The following is a 19,778-nucleotide window of genomic DNA, read 5'->3' on the forward strand; positions in this document are numbered from 1 at the left end:
CGCAACCATGGAAAGCTTGCCCATGGTCTCTCAACTGCGCTCCCGCATCGAGTCCGTGCTGCTGGTCGTTGACGCGCCCGTAGCCGTGGAACAGTTGGCAAGTGCGCTCGGCGCAACGGCTGAAGAGGTCTCCGAGCAGCTACGCGGGTTCTCCCGGGAGCTGGATGCGCGCGGTTCCGGCATGGACTTGCGCGAGACGGTGGAGGGCTGGCGGCTGTACACCCGCACGGGTAACGCTGAGGCCGTGGAGGCGTTCCTGTTGGACGGCACCCAGAAAAAGCTTTCCCGTGCGGCTATGGAAACACTCGCTGTGGTGGCCTACCGTCAGCCAGTGACGCGTGCAGAGGTCGCGGGTGTTCGCGGGGTCAACGTGGACGGCGTGATGCGTACGTTGGTGTTACGCGGGTTGATTGCAGAGGTGGATCCCGGCGAGGTCGGGCAAGAGGCAGGCGACCACGGCGCGCACCGCTACGTCACCACCGAGCTGTTTCTGGAGCTGCTCGGCATCGACTCGTTGGAGCGTTTACCGGAGCTGGCCCCGCTACTTCCGGACATCGATTCTATCGAGGACGCCTGGTAGGCTCGGCAACCATGACTCCACCCGCTCGCCGAGACGGCACACCGGAAAAGCGTGAGAAGGACGACCCGTTCTACATCTCTTACGCCAAGCCGGCGAAGAAACAGAATGTCCGTTTAAACAAGCGGCGCGAAAATGCCGCGAAGAATGAACCCAGCCCGTTGGATGACAACTGGTGGGACGAAGACCCCGACGCAGCCAAGGCGGCTACCGAGGGGGTGCGCCTGCAAAAGGTGTTGGCCCAGGCGGGGGTCGCGTCCCGCCGTCACGCGGAGGCCATGATCGAGCAGGGCCGCGTTGAGGTCAACGGCTCCATCGTCACACGCCAGGGTATGCGTGTTAACCCGAACGTGGACATCATCCGCGTTGACGGCGCGCGCATCAACGTCAACGAGGAGCATGAATACTTCGCGTTTAACAAACCGCGCGGGGTCCACTCCACGATGAAGGACGAGCTGGACCGCGTGTCCGTTGGCTCCTATTTGTCCGAACGAACCGCCTCCGGGCAGCGCCTGTTCCACGTTGGCCGCTTGGATGCGGACACGGAAGGGCTGCTTTTGCTCACCAACGATGGTGAGATGGCGAACCGTTTGACGCACCCCAAGTACGAAGTGGCTAAGACGTACCTGGCCACGGTGCTGGGCGAGGCGAACAACACCCTGGTCAAGGAGCTCAGGCAGGGCATTGAGCTTGACGACGGCCCCGCGAAGGTCGACTACGCCCAGATTGTGGACGTGCACAACGGCCAGTCCATTGTGCGCGTGGAATTGCACGATGGCCGCAAGCACATCGTACGTCGCATGCTGAAGCAGGCGGGGTACCCGGTGCAGCGGCTGGTCCGCACGAAGTTCCACACGGTGCAGCTGGGGGACATGAAGCCTGGATCCATGCGTGCATTGAACTCATCGGAACTCGCTTCGCTTTACAAGGCGGTGGGGATGTAATGGCTGCGCAATTTTCGAACATGCCGCACGGTGGGCTGATCGTGGCTGTCGACGGGCCTTCGGGCACCGGCAAGTCCACCATGTGCCGCGCCTTGGCAAAGCGTCTAGACGCAAAGTACGTGGATACCGGGGCAATGTACCGAGTGGCCACCTTGGCTGTGCTGCGCGCGGGTGTCGACCCGGCCGACACCCCCAGGGTGATCGAGGCGACGGCTGAGCTTCCCTTGGAAGTATCCGACGACCCGGATTCCACCCAGGTGCTCCTCGGAGGCGAAGATGTGAAGGCGGAAATCCGCGGTGCTGAGGTCACGCGCCACGTCTCTGCGGTGTCGGCAATCCCCGAGGTGCGCACGAACCTGGTTGAGCTGCAGCGCAAGCTGGCACGTGAAGCGGGTCGAGCAATTGTGGAGGGGCGGGATATCGGCACCGTCGTTCTGCCGGATGCGCCGGCAAAGGTGTTTATGACCGCCAGCGCTGAGGTACGAGCAAAGCGCCGGTTCGAGCAAGATGTCGCGGCCGGGCGGAAGGCAGATTTCGAGGCCGTGCTGGCGGACGTGCAGCGTCGTGATGAGGCGGATTCCTCCCGCGCTACCAGCCCACTGAGGCCTGCGGAGGACGCTGTGTTGGTAGACACCTCCGAGATGACCCCGGACGAGGTCCTCGCGGCCCTGACCGAGGTCGTGGAAAGGAGCGCACGATGAACGAGCGCAATGACAACATCGGTGGCAGCGGGGAGCACCTAGAGCCTGAAACCGAGTTCATCCAGCCGGGAATCGACGCGTCCGGCTACGGCGAGATGGAGGCCTACGAAGTCGGTGCCGACGATGCGGAGTACTACGAAGACAAGGACTTCGACGCGGAGGAAGACCTGGATGGGTTCGACGACACCGACTTCGGCGAGGCCGACTACGGCGACGGCTACGCCAGCGACGGCGAGCTGACCGAGGATGAGTGGGCTGCACTCGAGGCTGAGTACGGCATCGCGCAGCCAGATGTGGTCACCGAGGCGCTGCCGACGGTGTCTATTGTCGGGCGCCCGAACGTGGGCAAGTCCTCCCTGGTCAACCGTTTCATTGGCCGCCGCGAGGCCGTGGTGGAGGACCACCCGGGCGTCACCCGCGACCGCGTCAGCTACATCACCGACTGGGGTGGGCGCCGTTTCTGGGTGCAGGACACGGGCGGCTGGGACCCCGACGCGAAAGGCATCCACGCCGCGATCGCCCGCCAGGCCGAGGCGGCCATGGCCACCTCGGACGTTATTGTGATGGTGGTCGACGCGAAGACGAGCGTGACGGAGACCGACGCTGTGATGGCGCGAAACCTCCAGCGCGCCGAAGTGCCTGTGATCTTGGTGGCCAACAAGTTCGAGTCGGACAGCCAGTGGGGCGACGTGGCCGAGTTCTACTCGCTGGGTCTGGGAGACCCATGGCCGGTTTCCGCGCTCCACGGCCGCGGCGGCGCCGACGTGTTGGACGAGATCCTGCGCCTGTTTCCGGACGAACCGCGCATGAAGGAATCGATTACCGGCGGACCCCGCCGCGTGGCGCTAGTGGGCCGCCCGAACGTGGGCAAATCCAGTCTGCTGAATAAGCTGACCAAGTCCAACCGTTCGGTGGTGGACAACGTCGCTGGCACGACCGTGGACCCGGTGGACGAACTGGTGCAGCTGGATGACGACCTGTGGACGTTCATCGATACCGCAGGTCTGCGCAAGAAGGTGAAAAACGCTCAAGGCCACGAGTACTACGCGTCGTTGCGCACACGCGGCACGATCGAGGCCGCCGAGGTGTGCGTGGTGCTTATCGACGCCTCCGAGGAAATCTCCGAGCAGGATCAGCGAGTCATCTCCGTGGTGCTCGAAGCCGGCAAGGCGATGGTTATCTGCTTTAACAAGTGGGACCTGATGGATGAGGACCGCCGGTACGACTTCGACCGCGAGTTCGACGAGACCATGGGCCAGCTCAAGTGGGTGACCAAACTCAATATTTCCGCGGACACCGGCCGTGGCCTGCATCGCCTCGAGCCGGCGATGAAGGAGGCGCTGGAGAATTGGGACGAGCGCATTTCCACTGGCCAACTGAACAACTGGCTGCGTGACGCGATCGCGGCGAATCCGCCGCCGATGAAGAACAACCGCCTACCCAAGCTGCTGTTCGCCACGATGGCCAGCACCCGTCCGCCGACAATCGTGCTGTTTACCACCGGCTTCCTGGACGCCGGTTACCGCCGCTACCTAGAACGCAAGTTCCGCGAGCAGTTCGGCTACCACGGCACACCGGTGCGCATCGCGGTGCGCGTACGCGAGCGCCGTGGCAAGAAGGGCTAACGCGCTGCGCCAGCGCACGGTGGGGCGGGCTGGGGCGCACCTATGCCCTCACGATCCCACCCGGACGGGTGAGCGGGAGTAGACGAACGCGTCGGTACGGTACGGCAGGGGAACGGTGTCGCCGGGGTCGAAACCGAGGCGTTCGTAGAGGTACCAGCTCAGGTTGGTTTCCATCTTGGCGCGGGTGCGGCCGTTCGCCTTGAGCCAGTAGGAGCGGGTGGCCATAAGCTCGAAGCAGTCTTCGACGGCGATGGGATGGAACCATTCCTCCCGCATTTCCCTCTCGAGCTGCCACGGCGCGGCAACACGGGGGTAAAAGCCTTCTCGTTGCACGTCCCCGGAGTGCATGATGCGGCTCAGCCGCAGTACCCAGGGGTGCCGCACTGCCAGGGTGTTCCAGCAGAGCACGAGGCGGCCGCCGGGGCGGATCACGCGGTCGGCTTCGGCGCTGGCGGCGGCCGAGTCCACCCAGTGCCACGACTGGGCGCAGGTGAGTACGTCCATGGAGTTGGAGGAGAGGCCCGTTGCCTCGGCGGTGGCGCGCCAGACGGGCACGCTGGGCAGTTCGCGGTGGAACACCCTGGCCATGTCCTCGCTGGGGTCGCATGCGTAGACGGAACGTGAGCCGTCGATAAGCAACTGTGTGAACTTGCCCGTGCCCGCTCCGACGTCGCACACGATGCCGGGGCCCACGAGCTGCGCAAGGGACGCGGGGTAGGAGGGACGGGCTGCGTTGTAGCGCACAGCATCTCGGGCGAACGCCTCAGCGGCGCTGCTTCTGTGCGAGGGGTCTTTGAACGTCGGCCCGGCTTTCCGGCTCGGTCCTGGCTGTGTTCCGCTCGCGTGCACGATAGTCTAATCTACCTTCCGTGTTGGACCGCCCCGTGATTCGCGTAGCCTTAGCTGTCGGCCTTGCGGTGAGCTGCTTCAGCGTGGCCGGGTGCTCTGGAGATCCGTCACGGCTGCGCACCGCCATTTCCACGCGGCCGGAGGCCCCGGAGGACGTGGTGCGGGAGGTGGAGCCGTGGTCGGACCCATCCGTGGAGCGGCGCCAGATCACCTCCGCAGGGTTGAAGCGGGACTACGTGCTGTCGGTGCCGAAGGGCGCCCGGCAACGTGAGCGGCTGCCGCTGATTCTCGTATTCCACGGCTACCGGGAGGATGCCCAGAGGATGCGGGAACACACCCAGCTGGATAAGGCGGACGCAGTGGTCGCATTCATGGACGGAGTGGACAACGCTTGGGCGCCAGCACCGTACGCGACAACAACGGGGCAGCAGGACCTCACGTTTGTGGATGACGTGGTTTCGCAGCTGGAGGAGGAGTTCTCCATCGACCGGGCGCGGGTGTTCGCTGCCGGTTTCTCCAACGGCGGCGGGTTCGCGGCGTTTGTGGGTTGCCAGCGGCCGCAGGAATTTACGGGTGTGGCCACGGTTGCGGGTGCGTTTTACCAGCGGGTATCCGAGGGGTGCTCACAGATCCCCATGAAACACATCGACTTCCACGGCACTGCGGACCCGGTGATTTCCTACAACGGTGGCGAGCGCCATGAGACGGTGTACGACTCTACACACGACATGCTTGTGGAGGCGGCGGTGCGCAACCACTGCGCCCGTGAGGAGGAAATTCGTCTCTCGGACACGGTCGTGCAGGCCACCTGGGACGACTGCGACGCCGCACTCGAGCACTACCGCATCGAGGGCGGATCGCACGTGTGGCCGGGCGGCACCGCTGATACCTCTGCGTCAGTTTCTTCCGGGTTTGCAACCCGCGCAGTGTTGCGGTTTTTCGGCGTCGGGGTTTCGTAGGGCAGGTTACGCAGGGCGCAGCTACGATATGCGCCGTGAGAGATGCTCCACCCCCGCAGGTCACGGTTGTGTATAACCCCACGAAGGTCCACGTCGGCCGCTTGCGGCGTGCTGTGGAGCGCTATAGCTGGCCGGGCGCAAGCGTCACTTGGTCCGCAACGACTGCGGAGGGGCCCGGTTTTACTCAGGCATCCCGCGCGCTGGAAGAGGGAACGGATTTGATCATTGCGGCCGGCGGCGACGGAACCGTCCGCATGGTGGCCCTCGCCGTCTCGGGCTCGCACGTCCCGATGGCCATTGTGCCGGCGGGCACTGGCAATATGCTCGCGCGAAACTTGGGCGTGCCGCTATTGCTGGAATCCGCGGTGCAGCGGGCGTTTAGCGGGGGTGACCGGCTCATCGACCTCTGCCGAGCCGAACTGACCTACCCGGACGGGCACACCGAGCACTCCGGTTTCGCAGTGATGGCGGGCGTCGGGGTAGACGCCGGCATGATCCACCGGACGCGCGAGAGCCTGAAGGCAGCCGTGGGCCCTTTGGCCTACGTTCCCGCGGTGTTGCAGTCCCTCGGCGGCGGCAACAGTATCGACGCGAGCATTACGCTTGATGACGAACCTTCGGTCATCACCTCGTTGCACTCATGCATCGTTGGAAACTGCAGCGATCTGGTCGGCCGTATCCCGTTGCTGCCCGAGGCGCGGCCGGACGACGGCATTCTCGACGGCGTAGTGCTGCGCGCCGAAGATGTAGCAGACTGGGCGGAGATTGGCGGCAAACTCGCTGTAGACACCGTCCGCGGCGGGATCAACGCACTACTGCCCGATGAACTCCCCGCGCGCGAGCCCGCCCGTCTGCCGAGGGCGATGCAGTATTTGGAGGGAAGACGTATCACCTTGGAGTTCACGGAGCCCGAGCACCTCGAACTCGATGGTGACGGCGCCGGCGCAGTCAACGCGGCGACGTTTGTTGTGATGCCCGGCACGCTGCGGGTGGTGTGTTGACGGGCAGCGACGCTGCCGACACCCGCACGCCCCTGGATCCGCGGAGGCACAATGGGGCGCATGATGTACAGCTTCGAAGGCAAAACACCAAGCATCCACCCATCAGCGTTCGTCGCTGACGAGGCCACCATCATCGGCAACGTCACTATCGGCGAGGACGCCAACATCTGGCCGGGAGTGGTCATCCGCGGCGATGTGGGAGCGATCCGCATCGGCGACCGCGTCAACGTGCAGGACGGATCCGTGTTGCACGTGGACACAGATGGGGAGACCGTGCTTGAAGACGATGTGACCATCGGCCATCTGGCCATGGTGCACGGTTGCCACATCGAACCGGGATGCTTGATCGGCATGAGCTCGACGGTGCTCTCGCGCTCGCGGGTGGGCAGGGGCAGCATCGTCGGCGGCGGGGCAGTGGTGCTGGAGGGCCAAGAGCTACCCGCGTTCTCCCTCGCCGCCGGCGTGCCTGCAAAGGTTAAGCGCACCCTCGAGCCGGAGACCTACGAGGCGCGGTTGAAGCACGCGGCGTATTACGTCGAATTGGGACGGCGCGCGAGGAGCGGCTTGGTGCCGGTGGCCCGTGCGGATCTGATGTGAATATCACAGGAAAACCGCCCCGTGGTCGCAAATACAGGCGTAGTGTGACGGCCATGACATTCAATAACGTAACAGTACTTGGTGCAGGTGTCCTGGGCGCACAGATTGCTTTCGTGTCCGCCTTCGCGGGTAAGAAGGTCGTATCCTACGACATCAACGAGGAGGCCCTCGCAGCCGGCAAGCAGCGGTTCAACGCCATAGGCGAGCAAATGAAACAGGAGCTGGAGACAGCGAACGACGATTCCATCGCGGCGGCGCATGCCAACCTCACACAAACGTCCGACCTGAAAGAGGCGTTGGCGAACGCGGATCTGGTCATCGAGGCCATCCCCGAGAACTTGGAGCTCAAGCGCAAGGTTTGGTCGCAGGTTGGGGAGTACGCTCCGGAGACCACGGTGTTTGCCACCAACACCTCCACGCTCATGCCGAGTAAGTTCGCCGACGCCAGCGGGGCCCCAGAACGGTTCCTGGCGCTGCACTTTGCAAACCACATCTGGATTCAGAACACCGCCGAGATTATGCCGCACGAGGGCACCGACCCGAAGTACGTCGAGCAGCTCGTCGAGTTTGCAGAGCAGATAAACATGGTGCCTGTGCGGTTGAAGCGGGAGCAACCGGGCTATGTGCTCAACACCTTGCTCGTGCCGCTGCTCAGCGCAGGCATGTACCTGCTGCACCACGACATTGCAGACCCCACGGACATCGACCGCGATTGGTGTAACTCCACCGGCTCGCCGCGCGGGCCCATCGAAATCATGGACCTCGTCGGCGTGCGCACCCTGGTCGCAGTGATCGAGTCCAACGAAAACGCACCCGAGTGGCAGAAAGACTTTGTCGAGCAGACCCTGAAGCCGATGATTGCCGAGGGCAAGACAGGCCTTGAGGCCGGCCAAGGCTTCTTCACGTACGACGCGAACGGCAAGGTCGTCTCCTAACCGGGTGCCCCCCGCCCCAGAGAGTGCTTTGTCGGACTGACAGGATTTGAACCTGCGACCCCCACACCCCCAGTGTGGTGCGCTACCAAACTGCGCCACAGCCCGATCCGCTACCGAAACGGTAACTCGGAAAATATTACAGCACTGTCATACGTGGCCAAAACCGGCTGGTCACCCGCCCGGTCACCGAATGACACCGTCGACGTAGACCCACCGTCCGGCGCGGCGTTCGAAGTGGGAGCGCTCCCGCATCACCCCGCCGGGGTAGTGGGCGGCGAATTCCACCACGCCCTGGGCGTCGAAGGGGCCGCCGCCGGCGGTGTCCAGTATTTGGAGCTGGGTGAACGGCTCGCCGGACGCGTCCACAGCCAGATCAGCGGGTCGGGTCTCCTCGGCCCAGGTCGACGCCACGTAATCGCCCGCGCCGCGCACGTACGCCGTGAACCGCGAGCGCATCAGTGCCTCGGCAGTTGGTGCGTTGGAACCGCCGGAGATGTAGCGGCCGCAGCACGCCTCGTACGGCAAGCCCTGCCCGCACGGGCACAAGTCCCGCCAGCCCGCCTGCTGCCTGGATGCGCCCACCACTACTTGCCCAGGCGCTCCGCGCGGTGGAGCTTGTTCTGGCGGCGGCGCCGCTCCAGCGAGGCTGTTTCAACGGTTGTTTCGATCTCGCCCTTCTTCACGTAACCGTCCACGGTGGAGGCGGCGCCGGCGGCGCGTAGCGTTTCCACCTCGTCTTCAGACAGGTCGCCGTAGAGGGTGATCAGGCGGGTAAACGTGCCGTCGCCGTTGTGGTTGACTTCCACGCGGACGTCGTCAAGCGACATGCGCTTGGCTGCCTCACGCACTGCCTGAGAGCAACTAACCGCGAGCGCGGACATGTACAGGCCGGTCGACGTGACACCCTGGCCCTTGCCGCCGGTGTTTTTGGAACGGTCGGTGGTAATTGCGACGTCGGAGGTGCGCACCACGTCGCCGTACTTCGTCCCGCGGGCGGAGTAGGACACCGCGTTGGTGTCGGTCGTCTTCGCCGGGACGAACAGCGGCTGGATGTATTGCACCGCCCAAGATCCGATGATGTCTGCGGCACGCTGCGCGGTTCCCTGGCGGGTGAGCAGGTGGTCCGCCTTGTCCAGCGCCATCAGCGACTTGGGGTAGCGGGCCAGGGAAAAAATGTTCTGGGCGTTGTCGATGCCGACGGTGACGTCGATAGGCGAGTGTACGAGCAACAGCGGCTTGCGCAGCTTGGGCAGGTATTCCTCAGGGTTGGTATCCGCGAGGTCCTCGAGGAACTCGCGCGAGATGGTCAGCTCGCGCCCGCCGAGCACCACGCCGACGGAGCCGTTCGCATCGGCCTCGCCGATGGCGTGGGCGTAGTGCAGTACTGAGTGCGCCGGATCGAAGGGCGCGCCGACGGTGGCTACGGCTTTGATCATCTTTTTCAGCTCGGGGCGGGTAGCTGCCTTGAGTGCGGCCGCGCCGCCGAGGGAGTGGCCCATGAGTAGCTGCGGCGCCTTGTAGTTCTCTTCGAGCCACTGGGCGGCAGCGACGATGTCGTCGACGTTTTCGGAGAACGACGTGTTCCTAAACTCGCCCTCAGACTGGCCCAGGCCGGGGAAGTCGAAGCGCAATGTCGCAATGCCGTGCTCCGTTAACTGCTTCGAGATGCGCGAGGCGCCCGGGGTGTGTCGCGAGCCCGCGAAACAGTGGGCGAAGATCGCGTAGGCCTGTGCGGGTCCGTCCGGGCGGTCGATGGTGCCGGCCATCATGTGGCCCTTCGACGACGGGACTTTCACGTTCATTGACAGCATTGGTAGCCGTTTCCTCCTGCGGCTCGGCGCAGTGCGCGCCACGGTTACTTTCGCTGCAAGACTAATCGTCGCACCAACCGTTTGGCACGTTGGCGTTATTCTTTCCATTTATGGGCAAGTTTGAGTGGTTCTGGAAGGCCATGGGCTCCACCTCGGAGCGCAACAACAAAAGGTCGAAGGCCGTGGTGGCGAACGCGCATGGGCTCATTGAGGAGCTGTCGCTTCTCGACGACGCTTCGCTCGCCTCCACCGTCCGATCCACTGTGCGCGACGGGGCGGTAGCCGATAAGCCGCGCTTTCTCGCAGGGCTTTCCGTGGCGTCCCAGCGCACGTTGGGGATGACCCCCTTCGAAGTGCAGAACCAGGCTGTGCTGCGGCTGCTCGAGGGCGACGTGATCCAGATGGCTACTGGCGAAGGCAAGACGCTCGTCGGCGCGATGGCCGCGACCGGCTTCGCGCTGCAGGGCAAGCGGGTCCATCTGATCACGGTGAACAATTACCTGGCCGCGCGAGATGCGGAGTGGATGCGTCCGTTGGTGGAGTTTTTCGGATTGCGGGTGGCGGCGGTCACGGAGGCGTCGACACGCGATCAGCGCGTGGCAGCGTACCGCTGCGACGTGATCTACGCGCCCGTGACCGAGATCGGCTTTGACCACCTGCGTGACAACCAGATCACCTCCCGCGATCAGACAGTGCAGGTGCCGGCAGACGTGGCGCTGGTGGACGAGGCGGACAGTGTGCTCGTGGACGAAGCGCTCGTGCCGCTGGTGCTCGCCGGATCTGAGGGGTCGAAGCAGGCAACCGGCCAGATCACGGAGGCCGTTTCCCACCTACAGGAGGGACGGGATTACACCATTGACGCCGAGGGCCGCAACGCCTTCCTCACCGATGAGGGCGCGTCGAATGTCGAGCGCCTGCTGGGTATCGAGTCGCTTTACTCCGACGAACACATCGGCACCACGTTGGTCCGCGTCAACCTGGCGCTGCATGCCAAAGCGCTTCTCATCCGGGACGTGCACTACATCGTCGAAGACGGCAAGGTCGCGCTGGTGGACGCCTCTCGGGGGCGCGTTGCTGAGTTGCAGCGCTGGCCGGACGGGCTGCAGGCTGCGGTGGAGTCGAAAGAGGGACTGGACGTGTCGGAGGGTGGTCGGATCCTGGATTCCATCACCTTGCAAGCGTTGATGCGCCGCTACCCGCTGGTCTGCGGCATGACCGGCACCGCGGTGGAGGCGACCGACCAGTTGCGCTCGTTTTACGGCCTGCATGTCTCGGTGATCGACCGTGCCAACGAGCTGCAGCGTTTCGACGAGGCGGATCACATCTACGCGACGATGGAAGAGAAGAACGCCGCCATAGTCGAGGAGATTGTGCGCATCCACCAGACAGGCCAGCCCGTGCTGGTGGGCACGCACGATGTGGCCGAATCTGAGGCGCTTGCGGGCGCGCTCGGGCAGCGCGGCATCGCAGTGAACGTCTTGAACGCGAAGAATGACGCGGAGGAGGCCCGGATTGTTGCCGAGGCGGGCGATGTGGGCCGGGTGACAGTGTCTACCCAAATGGCCGGCCGCGGCACGGACATCCGTCTCGGCGGGGCAAACGAAGCCGACCGCGAGGATGTTGCGGCCCTAGGCGGTCTGGCCGTGCTGGGAACGGCCCGCCACCGAACCGCCCGCCTGGATAATCAGTTACGCGGACGGGCAGGCCGCCAGGGTGACCCGGGCACGAGCGTCTTCTTCGTTTCACTCGACGACGACATTGTCACCACAGGCGGGGACGGCGAGCAGTTCACCGCGCAGCCCGATCCCGACGGGCGAATCACCGGCAACAGGGCGCAACACTTCATTGAGCATTGCCAGCGCGTCACCGAAGGGCAGCTGCTGGAGATTCACTCCCAGACTTGGAAATACAACAAGCTGTTGGCGGATCACCGTGACATTTTGGACGAGCGTCGCGCCACACTGTTGGACACTGACACAGCCTGGCGCGAGCTGGCTGAGCGGGCTCCGCAGCGCGCGTCGGAACTATCCCACCTGCCCATACCCGTCCTCCAGCAGGCAGCCAGGGACATCATGCTCTTCCATCTCGATGCGGAATGGTCTGAGCATTTGGCGCTCATGGACGACGTTCGCGAATCCATCCACTTACGCGCCATCGCGCGCGAGACGCCTATCGACGAGTACCACCGCATCGCCGTTCGAGAGTTCAAAGACCTGGCCAACCGTGCCGTTGCTGCCGCGGTGGAGACGTTCAACACCGTGGATATCGACGAGGACGGGGCGCATCTGGAAGACGCGGGGTGGAAGCGCCCAAGTGCCACATGGACCTACATGGTTTCTGACAACCCGCTCGCAGGTTCCGGGAATTCTGTCATTTCCGGTATCGGAAATATTTTCCGCTAGCCATTCTCCGGTAGCCGCACCCGCGGACGGGGCGGGCGCTATTATGGCGGGAGATCTCAACCACGACTCGAAAGTCAGGAGTTACCCATGAGCGACAACACGCCGCAGAACCAGGTCGAAACCACCTCGGTGTTCCGCGCTGACCTGCTCAAGGAAATGGAGTCTGGGGCCGCATCCTCAGTGGACTCGGCTGCCGGTGCGGACCAGCTTTCTGAAGGGGAGGCGCTGTTGGTGGTTAAGCGTGGCCCTAACGCAGGCGCACGCTTCCTGCTGGATCAGGAATCCACTACGGCAGGCCGCCACCCGGAGGCGGACATCTTCCTGGACGATGTGACTGTTTCTCGCCGCCACGCAGAGTTCCGCCGCAACGAGGGCGGCTACGAGGTCGTGGATGTCGGGTCCCTCAACGGCACCTACGTGAACCGTGAGCCGCGTAACTCCCAGGAGCTGACCAACGGTGACGAAATTCAGATTGGTAAGTTTCGTCTCGTCTTCATCACCGCCGGCAACTAGTTAGAGGAAAGTTCGATCACGTGAGCGCAATCCGTCAGACGGCACCCGCCGCCACAGCTGCGAAGCCTGGCAAGGCCATCAAACCTGCCAAGACCATGTCTATCGGCGTGGTGTTGGAGCGCCTACGCACCGAGTTTCCGGACGTGACGGTCTCTAAGATCAGGTTCCTCGAGTCTGAGGGCCTAATCACCCCTCAGCGAACCGCCTCCGGGTACCGCCGCTTCACTGACGAGGACGTTGAGCGCCTGCGCTATATCCTGGTGACCCAGCGGGACAACTACCTCCCGTTGAAGGTCATCCGTGAGCAGCTTGAGGCCATGGATTCCGGCCATGTCACCGCGATTCTGAGCGCGGGTGAATCCGAACCCATGATCTCTCCGGAGAATTTCCGGGCACCGTCGGCAACCCAGCTCACCGACACGGACGTGGCTGAGCAAGCGCAGGCCGATCCCGAAACGATTGCCCAGTACATCGAGGTCGGGCTAATTTCCCCGGATGCCGCAGGGCTTTTCACGGCTGACGACGTACGTACCGTGACCACCGCGTTATCCCTCGCCGAGTTCGGCTTCGACGCGAGGCACCTGAAGTCATTGCGTACCGCGGCGGCACGTCAGGCGGACATGATCAACCAGGTTGCGGAACCGGTGGCGAAATCCGGAAAGATCACCGCGAAACAAAAAGCTGAAGAGATCGCCCAGCAGATGTCCGCTCTGGTGGTTTCCCTCCATGCGTCCTTGGTGAAGAACGAGCTGCGTAAGCAGTTGGGGAGCTAATGGAGGCGGTTAGTCTTCTCGGCGTTTTCCCGGTTGGGCCAGAGGATTTTCTCTGCGCGCTCCTGCAGCGCTCAACGAACGGGCGGTGCATTCCGGTGTGGTTGCCACCCATGGAGGGATCTGAGTTGGCTGCCCGCCTCGATGGGTGGGCACCGAACCGTCCCCGCCCAACAGACGCGCTGGCGCAGCTTATCGGCGGTGTCACCGCTGGCGTTGAGGCGATCGAGCTCTCCAGCTACCTCAACGGAACGTTCATGGCTACCTTGACGCTCGTCGGCGGTACGGAGATCGATCTGCGCGCCAGCGATGCGCTGCTGTTGGCTAGTGAGATTGATGTGGAGCTGACTGTGGACGATGCAGTCGCCGCTCAAGCCTCGGTGTTCATTTCCGAAGAGGACGCGATGCGCTATTTGGAAACCGAGATCGACACCGGCAATATGCCGGACCAATCTGCATCCGCCAGTGGCGACGCGCAGGCTGACGCAGACTTCGAGGCGCTGATGCGCAGCCTGGGGGTGCAGGACTCGGATTTGGGGGAGGGCGACCCCGAGGAGGGGTAAAACCCTCAAGTTTTCCTTGAGAGTTTCGGCGTGTTACGCATGTGACTATTGACCAGCTGCGTATGCTGGCCTTTAATAGCCACTAGGCGCACAGCTAACTTTCATGGGAGTAATTACATGAGCATGATCGAGGACAACCAGGACGAGCAGCTTGGTGCAGTACAGGAATCGCTCTTCGACGTTGGCCCGTCGGACGAGGTGGGCTACCGGGTGCCAATTGCCTGCCAGGTTGCGGGCATCACGTACCGCCAGCTCGATTATTGGGCGCGCACCGGTTTGGTGCGCCCCTCCATCCGCGGTGCCAAGGGATCCGGTTCCCAACGCTTGTACTCGTTTAAAGACATCCTGGTCCTCAAAATCGTCAAGGGGTTACTGGACACCGGAATCTCTCTGCAGAATATCCGCCTCGCGGTGGACAAACTGCGCGACCGCGGCGTTTCGGACATTGCCGAGATCACCCTCGTCTCCGACGGAGTCACGGTTTACGAGTGCCGCTCCAACGAAGAAATCATCGACCTGCTAGGTGGTGGGCAAGGGGTGTTCGGTATTGCCGTCCCTCAGATCATGAAGGAGCTCACTGGCACCATCTCGGCTTTCCCATCTGAGCGTGTGATGGACGAGGACGCAGGTAACGTCATTGGTTTCGACGAGCTGGCCGATCGCCGCCGCCGCAAAACCTCCTAGTCACCCGCGTCGAAGCCCGGGCTGGATCCACTCCCTTCCAGCCCGGGCTTTCGCGTACGCACTCGCTAAAGCGGGAAGCTACAGCCCCACCACCGTGTTGAGCGCACCCGCGATGTCTCCGGGTTCCTCGGCATCGGCGGTATGTGCCGCCACGGATTCGAGCGCGTGGTCCACCTCACCGCCGCCGACGCGGACAACGGTGATCTCCACCTTGTCGCCCGCGGCACCTCGCACCGCGTCCAGGAATGCCTGGTCGTTGCCTGCATCGGCGGTGCCCGTAGTCACCACTACCACGCGAGTGGTCGTTTCCAAACCGCCGTACACGCCTGCCGCAGCTTCCACAGCCTGGCGGGTCTGCGGCACACCCCCGGTGAGGAACCTGCGCACCGCAACGGCCACCGAGTCGGCATCGGGGGAGACGGTGATGTTCTGGCGGTAGCCGACCTGCACGCCTGGATTCAGAGGCGAGGAGTAATTCCACAAGCCAACCTGCTTACCCTGAGCACCAAGCTCGACAGCAGCATCCGCAATGGCGTCTTTTGCAGCCTGGAGATACGGGGCCATGGCGTCTGAAGTGTCGAGAAGAAACAGCGTGTCCGCAGCTGCCAAGGAGCCGGCATGGTTCGCCGGGTCCGCGCCGTCGGAGTCACTGCCCTTCTGCGCTGTGTCCCCGGTGATGGCCTCCCCGCCTGCGGGTAGCGCGGCCGCCCACACCAGGTCGGAGATTACGGGTTGATCCTTTTCAGAACCATCGAACTGCTCGGCTGCGACCCGTGCGAAGTCTTGGCCAGCTCGGGCCTGGTTCTCGTCCACACGGTCGCTTTGATTCAGCGGAAAAGCGACATATACCGCCTTCGCACCAACCGGCGTAAAGGTCGAACCCTCCGGGACGGTGGTTTCCGTCGTCGCTAAGACCTTGCCGTTCGCCGCGTCGAAGTTCGCGGCGGAATCAATCCGCTGCGCGGTGAGTGCCTGGACCGCAGCGTTATCATTGCCCGCCACCTGGGAAGCAACGAGCGCGGATGCGGTGGGATTGTCCCGCACGGGAAAAAGAACCTTGTCTACTGTCAGGTCTTCGAGCTTGACTTCGCCCTTCCCGGCCACGCCGACGGCCTGGCTGGATACGGGCTTCGGATCAGATACGGCGATGCTCCGCCCGGCGCTGTCCAGTATTTGACGGGACACACCGGTGTCGGGGGCGAGGTACACCGCGGCGTCAGTGACATCGTCTACGAGTTCAGCTCGGACGCAGTAGTCCCTGACAACTGGGTGGGTTTTCCCGTAGGCGTCGATAAGCGAGTGTCCCGCTTCCGTGTCTGCAGCTGCGATGGGGAGCGTGAGCTCGCCCGCGACACACTCTTGTGCCTGGCTCTCCTGGTTCTGACTCCCGCGGCCGGCGACCCACCAAATGGCAACCGCGATGAAAAGCGCTAGCGCAACAATGACGGCGATCGCGCCCCCCGACAGCTTGTAGTTATTCTTGCCGTTTGCGTGCTTTGCCATCGGAACCGCCGCCTTCTCAATCGACCGAGTGGAAACCTTCTGCCGAGTCTAGCCCTCGTGCACGTCATCGAGGATGGCGACAAGCCGTCGACGCAACGGCTGCGCGCGTCGCGTCAGCTCGCGTTGTCGGGCCACGTACTGTGCTTTGCCCTCGGGGGTTTCGACGGCCACCACGTCGAACCCAAGGCCGCGGCAATCGTATGGCGAGGCCTCCATGTCCAGCCTGCGCGCGTCCGCCGCTAGCTCAAAGCAATCCAGGAGCAGCTCGCCGGGCACCAGCGGCCCAAGCTTCATCGCCCACTTATATAAATCCATGCTCACGTGCACGCAGCCAGCCTGGTCGTTGGCAGGCTGACCCTCGCGCGTCAGTACGGTGAGGTTCAGCGGACGGGCAGCGGGCGTAAAAAATCGGAACGCATCGAAGTGCGAGCACTTCACCGTGTGCGTTTCCACCACGGCGTTCGTGCCCTCCGCACCGAGGCGAAGGGGGAGACTGTGACGAGGGGAATCAGTGCGGTAGACCATCGCCCACTCATGCATGCCGAAGCAATCGAAATGGGCCTCGCGCTTATCGACGGACCGAAGGATCGCCGCCGCCTCCTCTACGTCTCCGCGGCGATGGTCGAGGAAGCGTTGAACATCGAGGCGCACAGTTCCGTCGCCATCGGTCACGTAGTCTCGCCAGCGAGTGTGCGGGAGCGATTCTGCATCCGTGAGGCAGACGCCCGCCCCGGGATGCCAACGCTTAAGGTGAGAGGGCCGCTGTGGGTAGTAGTCGAAGAGGAAATCCCAGACTGGGTGGTATTCGCCCCTCGCCCTCCGGGCGACGCGTGGCCCCGCCCACTTCTCCGCGCGTGCCTCGTGCGCGGCGATACGGGGCAGGTACTCCTCCGGGGTGAGGACCTGCATCAGTCGTCCTCGTGGGTCCAGTCCGACACTGTGCCCACATACTCCTCAATGAGGTCCTCCAGAGCCACCACGCCCACGAGCATGCCGTTGTCGTGGACCTCGGCCATGTGCGCGGAGCGGCGGTGAAGCTGGGCGAGCGCGTCGTCCATGGACTGGGATCCCTCGATCGTCGTTAGCGGACGGATCCGCTTCAGCGACACACGGGGGTCGCCCTGCGGGAACTCCATGAGATCCAGGATGTCCTTGACGTGGACGTAGCCGGCGAGCGAGCTGGCATCAATCCGCACCGGAAAGCGCGAGTACCCCGTCTCTTGGACGGCCTGCTCGATCGCAGAAAGCCGGATGCCGCGCGGATCGTACGGGATGGTCTTCAACTGATCGAGCGGAATCATCGCCTCCTTCAGCTGCCGCGAGTCCTGACGCAGGGCCTTGGCGAGTCGGACGGTTTCTTCGGCGTCGAGCAGCCCCTCCTCCCGAGACTCCTGGATCATGCTGGCGAGTTGCTCCTGGTCAACGGTTGATTCCAGCTCGTCGCGCTGCTCGATGCCGAACAAGAGCAGCGTCTTTCGGGCGATCCAGTTGAGCAACTCTATAACGGGGCGGGTGATCTTCATCCACACCGTCATCGCGGGCGTCAACCACATCGCCATCTGCTCGGGACCAGCGATGGCGAGGTTTTTCGGCACCATCTCACCGAACAGAATGTGGAGGAATGAAATTATCAACAGTGCGAGGACAAACGACACCGGGTGCAGCAGGTCGTCGGGCAACCCGAGTGATTCGAACGGAGCCTCGATGTAGGCGGCGATCGCAGGCTCGGCTACCTTGCCGAGTACAAGGGACGCCACAGTGATGCCGAACTGCGCGCCGGCAAGATAGATCGAGAGGTGCTCCGTTGCGTAGAGCACTCCCTCCGCCTTCGTCTTTCCTTGGGCGAGCAAAGACTCAAGGCGATCCTTCCGGGAGGAGACGAGCGCGAACTCGACGGCCACGAAGAACGCGTTCACGGCGAGTAGGGCAATGATGAGGAGCGCGGCTATCCAGATACTCATTTCGCCTCCTCCGGCGGGATTGGGCGAAGCATGGCCCGGTCGATACGGCGGCCATCCATCTCGCTGACCTGTGCCAGCCAGGCGCCGGCGCCTCCAGACTGAAACTCCTCCTGGAAACTGGACACGGCCGCGTGCAGCACAACCTCGTCGCCAAGTTCCGGAATCCGGCCGAGGGTGGCCATGATCAAGCCGCCAAGCGTCTCGTACGGCCCGTCCGCGGCAGCGAAACCGGTCCGCTCCTCTAATTCGTCCAGTCTGACAAGCCCGGATACCTCCCAGGATGTGCCGAAGCGGGTGAAGTCCTTCTCGCCTTCCTTGTCGTCGTACTCGTCGTAGACCTCGCCGAGGATTTCCTCCACCAGGTCCTCGATGGTGACCAAACCTTGAGTTCCGCCGTACTCGTCGGCCACCAAGACAACCTGGGAACCAGCGGAACGCACGCGGTTGAGCACCGAGTCCCCGTCGAGGGTGCCTGGCACGAACGGCACCCTGCGGGCGAGGGAAGCAAGCTTCGTCGACCCGCGATCCTCGTGGGGCACCGAAAAAGCATCCTTGATGTGCACCACGCCGAGGGTGTCATCCAAGTCGCCGCGGCGAACAGGGAATCGGGAGTGCCCCGTTTGCCGGGCGAGAGTGATCAAATCGGCAACAGTGTCGTCTGCATCCAGCGAGTCAATGGTGGAACGCGGTGTCATCACCTCTTCGGCGGTGGTTTCGCCGAAACGCAACGAGCGGTCGATCACGGCGGCGGTTGCCGCGTCCAACCCGCCGGCCTCCGCAGAGCTGCGCACCATCGCCCCCAGCTCTTGGGAGGAGCGGGCGGACGCGAGCTCGTCTGCAGGCTCGATACCCATCTTCCGCACCACCCAGTTCGCCGAGGCGTTGAGGAAATTGATGAACGGCTTTGCCACCATATTGAAGTAGTGGACCGGAGGCACCACAGCGCGCGCGGTGTTCAGCGGGTCGGTGATGGCCACGTTCTTCGGCACCAGTTCGCCGAACACCATTGACAGCAACGTCGCCACGACGAGAGCGAGGACGAGTGCGACGGTTGACGAGGCGTTTGCAGGCAAACCAACGGCTTCGAGCGCGGGGGTGAAGAACCTGCCCAACACGGGCTCAGCAAGAAAACCGGCAGCGAGCGTGGTCACCGTGATGCCCAACTGAGCGCCGGAGAGGACGAAAGACAGGTTGGAGTGGTCGCGAGCTACAGCCCGCGCGGTGCTGTCACCGCGATCTTTCACGTGAGCGTCGATCGTTGATCGTTCGAGCCCGGTCATGGCGAACTCGATGGCAACAAAGAGTCCAGTTGACGCGGTGAGTACCACAAACGCCAGGAGGGCGAGGATGGAGAACAAGAGGTCCATGGGTGGTGGTCTGTGC

Annotated in this window: 20 protein-coding genes and 1 tRNA gene; 13 read left to right on the forward strand and 8 right to left on the reverse strand. The window is 63.6% G+C overall.

The window, feature by feature from the left end:
- Positions 1-7 precede the first annotated feature (7 nt).
- Genes scpB through der form a run of 4 tightly spaced genes read left to right on the forward strand, consistent with a single transcriptional unit; the run spans position 8 to position 3,847 of the window.
- Positions 8-580, forward strand: coding sequence for an SMC-Scp complex subunit ScpB (gene scpB / locus HMA55_RS03020; protein WP_235961709.1), 573 nt, complete (start codon positions 8-10; stop codon positions 578-580).
- 11 nt (positions 581-591) lie between these two features.
- On the forward strand, positions 592-1,521 hold the full coding sequence (locus HMA55_RS03025; protein ID WP_181191614.1) for a pseudouridine synthase: 930 nt from the start codon (positions 592-594) through the stop codon (positions 1,519-1,521).
- On the forward strand, positions 1,521-2,222 hold the full coding sequence (cmk, locus tag HMA55_RS03030) for a (d)CMP kinase (RefSeq protein ID WP_181191615.1): 702 nt from the start codon (positions 1,521-1,523) through the stop codon (positions 2,220-2,222). The genes HMA55_RS03025 and cmk overlap by 1 nt, the downstream gene beginning before the upstream one ends.
- A complete protein-coding gene (gene der, locus HMA55_RS03035; RefSeq protein ID WP_374680584.1) occupies positions 2,219-3,847 on the forward strand; it encodes a ribosome biogenesis GTPase Der in 1,629 nt (542 codons plus the stop codon). The genes cmk and der overlap by 4 nt, the downstream gene beginning before the upstream one ends.
- A gap of 48 nt (positions 3,848-3,895) precedes the next feature.
- On the opposite strand, the gene HMA55_RS03040 is transcribed toward der, so the two are convergent.
- On the reverse strand, positions 3,896-4,696 hold the full coding sequence (locus HMA55_RS03040) for a class I SAM-dependent methyltransferase (RefSeq protein WP_181191616.1): 801 nt from the start codon (positions 4,694-4,696) through the stop codon (positions 3,896-3,898).
- A gap of 20 nt (positions 4,697-4,716) precedes the next feature.
- On the opposite strand from HMA55_RS03040, the gene HMA55_RS03045 reads away from it, so the two are divergent.
- The 4 genes from HMA55_RS03045 to HMA55_RS03060 are packed head-to-tail and all read left to right on the forward strand — an operon-like array spanning position 4,717 to position 8,188.
- Positions 4,717-5,655 carry an alpha/beta hydrolase family esterase gene (locus tag HMA55_RS03045; protein ID WP_181191617.1) on the forward strand — a complete coding sequence of 313 codons (939 nt, stop codon included), beginning with the start codon at positions 4,717-4,719 and terminating at the stop codon, positions 5,653-5,655.
- A gap of 35 nt (positions 5,656-5,690) precedes the next feature.
- Positions 5,691-6,656: a diacylglycerol/lipid kinase family protein gene (locus tag HMA55_RS11490; protein WP_181191618.1), complete on the forward strand. Its 966-nt coding sequence runs from the start codon at positions 5,691-5,693 to the stop codon at positions 6,654-6,656.
- Positions 6,657-6,716: 60 nt separating this feature from the next.
- Positions 6,717-7,253, forward strand: coding sequence for a gamma carbonic anhydrase family protein (locus HMA55_RS03055; protein WP_181191619.1), 537 nt, complete (start codon positions 6,717-6,719; stop codon positions 7,251-7,253).
- A 53-nt stretch (positions 7,254-7,306) separates the two neighbouring features.
- Positions 7,307-8,188, forward strand: coding sequence for a 3-hydroxyacyl-CoA dehydrogenase (locus HMA55_RS03060; RefSeq protein ID WP_181191620.1), 882 nt, complete (start codon positions 7,307-7,309; stop codon positions 8,186-8,188).
- Between the two features lie 31 nt (positions 8,189-8,219).
- On the opposite strand, the gene HMA55_RS03065 is transcribed toward HMA55_RS03060, so the two are convergent.
- The 3 genes from HMA55_RS03065 to HMA55_RS03075 form a co-directional block, all read right to left on the reverse strand.
- Positions 8,220-8,293, reverse strand: a tRNA-Pro gene (locus HMA55_RS03065).
- Positions 8,294-8,371: 78 nt separating this feature from the next.
- Positions 8,372-8,770: a YchJ family protein gene (locus HMA55_RS03070; protein ID WP_257802257.1), complete on the reverse strand. Its 399-nt coding sequence runs from the start codon at positions 8,768-8,770 to the stop codon at positions 8,372-8,374.
- Between the two features lie 2 nt (positions 8,771-8,772).
- Complete coding sequence (locus HMA55_RS03075; protein ID WP_181191621.1) at positions 8,773-9,999, reverse strand: bifunctional alpha/beta hydrolase/OsmC family protein; 1,227 nt, start codon at positions 9,997-9,999, stop codon at positions 8,773-8,775.
- Between the two features lie 110 nt (positions 10,000-10,109).
- On the opposite strand from HMA55_RS03075, the gene secA2 reads away from it, so the two are divergent.
- The 5 genes from secA2 (at position 10,110) to HMA55_RS03100 (ending at position 14,931) form a co-directional block, all read left to right on the forward strand.
- Positions 10,110-12,401: an accessory Sec system translocase SecA2 gene (gene secA2, locus HMA55_RS03080; protein ID WP_181191622.1), complete on the forward strand. Its 2,292-nt coding sequence runs from the start codon at positions 10,110-10,112 to the stop codon at positions 12,399-12,401.
- An 87-nt stretch (positions 12,402-12,488) separates the two neighbouring features.
- The gene (gene odhI / locus HMA55_RS03085) at positions 12,489-12,914 is read left to right on the forward strand and encodes an oxoglutarate dehydrogenase inhibitor Odhl (RefSeq protein WP_181191623.1); all 426 of its coding nucleotides are present in this window, start codon (positions 12,489-12,491) and stop codon (positions 12,912-12,914) included.
- 20 nt (positions 12,915-12,934) lie between these two features.
- A complete protein-coding gene (gene ftsR, locus HMA55_RS03090; protein WP_181191624.1) occupies positions 12,935-13,687 on the forward strand; it encodes a transcriptional regulator FtsR in 753 nt (250 codons plus the stop codon).
- Positions 13,687-14,247 (forward strand): bifunctional nuclease domain-containing protein, encoded by a 561-nt coding sequence (locus HMA55_RS03095; protein ID WP_181191625.1) that lies wholly within the window; start codon positions 13,687-13,689, stop codon positions 14,245-14,247. The genes ftsR and HMA55_RS03095 overlap by 1 nt, the downstream gene beginning before the upstream one ends.
- 117 nt (positions 14,248-14,364) lie before the next feature.
- A complete protein-coding gene (locus tag HMA55_RS03100; protein ID WP_374680585.1) occupies positions 14,365-14,931 on the forward strand; it encodes a MerR family transcriptional regulator in 567 nt (188 codons plus the stop codon).
- 78 nt (positions 14,932-15,009) lie between these two features.
- Here HMA55_RS03100 and HMA55_RS03105 read toward each other — a convergent pair whose 3' ends face one another.
- The 4 genes from HMA55_RS03105 to HMA55_RS03120 are packed head-to-tail and all read right to left on the reverse strand — an operon-like array spanning position 15,010 to position 19,762.
- On the reverse strand, positions 15,010-16,434 hold the full coding sequence (locus tag HMA55_RS03105; protein WP_181191626.1) for a VWA domain-containing protein: 1,425 nt from the start codon (positions 16,432-16,434) through the stop codon (positions 15,010-15,012).
- A gap of 48 nt (positions 16,435-16,482) precedes the next feature.
- Positions 16,483-17,343, reverse strand: a complete 861-nt coding sequence (locus HMA55_RS03110; protein ID WP_181191627.1) for a 3-methyladenine DNA glycosylase — start codon at positions 17,341-17,343, stop codon at positions 16,483-16,485.
- The gene (locus tag HMA55_RS03115) at positions 17,343-18,395 is read right to left on the reverse strand and encodes a hemolysin family protein (protein ID WP_181191628.1); all 1,053 of its coding nucleotides are present in this window, start codon (positions 18,393-18,395) and stop codon (positions 17,343-17,345) included. Before HMA55_RS03115 ends, HMA55_RS03110 begins: the two co-directional genes overlap by 1 nt.
- Positions 18,392-19,762 (reverse strand): hemolysin family protein, encoded by a 1,371-nt coding sequence (locus HMA55_RS03120; protein ID WP_181191629.1) that lies wholly within the window; start codon positions 19,760-19,762, stop codon positions 18,392-18,394. The genes HMA55_RS03115 and HMA55_RS03120 overlap by 4 nt, the downstream gene beginning before the upstream one ends.
- Positions 19,763-19,778 lie beyond the last annotated feature (16 nt).

Origin of the sequence: Corynebacterium wankanglinii, assembly GCF_013601005.1 — a bacterium.
GTDB lineage: Bacteria > Actinomycetota > Actinomycetes > Mycobacteriales > Mycobacteriaceae > Corynebacterium > Corynebacterium wankanglinii.

Coding starts and splice junctions, on each gene's coding strand:
- scpB (WP_235961709.1), top strand. CDS start 8: ATGGAAAGCTTGCCCATGGTCTCTCAACTGCGCTCCCGCATCGAGTCC.
- HMA55_RS03025 (WP_181191614.1), top strand. CDS start 592: ATGACTCCACCCGCTCGCCGAGACGGCACACCGGAAAAGCGTGAGAAG.
- cmk (WP_181191615.1), top strand. CDS start 1,521: ATGGCTGCGCAATTTTCGAACATGCCGCACGGTGGGCTGATCGTGGCT.
- der (WP_374680584.1), top strand. CDS start 2,219: ATGAACGAGCGCAATGACAACATCGGTGGCAGCGGGGAGCACCTAGAG.
- HMA55_RS03055 (WP_181191619.1), top strand. CDS start 6,717: ATGATGTACAGCTTCGAAGGCAAAACACCAAGCATCCACCCATCAGCG.
- HMA55_RS03060 (WP_181191620.1), top strand. CDS start 7,307: ATGACATTCAATAACGTAACAGTACTTGGTGCAGGTGTCCTGGGCGCA.
- HMA55_RS03075 (WP_181191621.1), bottom strand. CDS start 9,999: ATGCTGTCAATGAACGTGAAAGTCCCGTCGTCGAAGGGCCACATGATG.
- secA2 (WP_181191622.1), top strand. CDS start 10,110: ATGGGCAAGTTTGAGTGGTTCTGGAAGGCCATGGGCTCCACCTCGGAG.
- odhI (WP_181191623.1), top strand. CDS start 12,489: ATGAGCGACAACACGCCGCAGAACCAGGTCGAAACCACCTCGGTGTTC.
- HMA55_RS03095 (WP_181191625.1), top strand. CDS start 13,687: ATGGAGGCGGTTAGTCTTCTCGGCGTTTTCCCGGTTGGGCCAGAGGAT.
- HMA55_RS03100 (WP_374680585.1), top strand. CDS start 14,365: ATGAGCATGATCGAGGACAACCAGGACGAGCAGCTTGGTGCAGTACAG.
- HMA55_RS03105 (WP_181191626.1), bottom strand. CDS start 16,434: ATGGCAAAGCACGCAAACGGCAAGAATAACTACAAGCTGTCGGGGGGC.
- HMA55_RS03110 (WP_181191627.1), bottom strand. CDS start 17,343: ATGCAGGTCCTCACCCCGGAGGAGTACCTGCCCCGTATCGCCGCGCAC.
- HMA55_RS03115 (WP_181191628.1), bottom strand. CDS start 18,395: ATGAGTATCTGGATAGCCGCGCTCCTCATCATTGCCCTACTCGCCGTG.
- HMA55_RS03120 (WP_181191629.1), bottom strand. CDS start 19,762: ATGGACCTCTTGTTCTCCATCCTCGCCCTCCTGGCGTTTGTGGTACTC.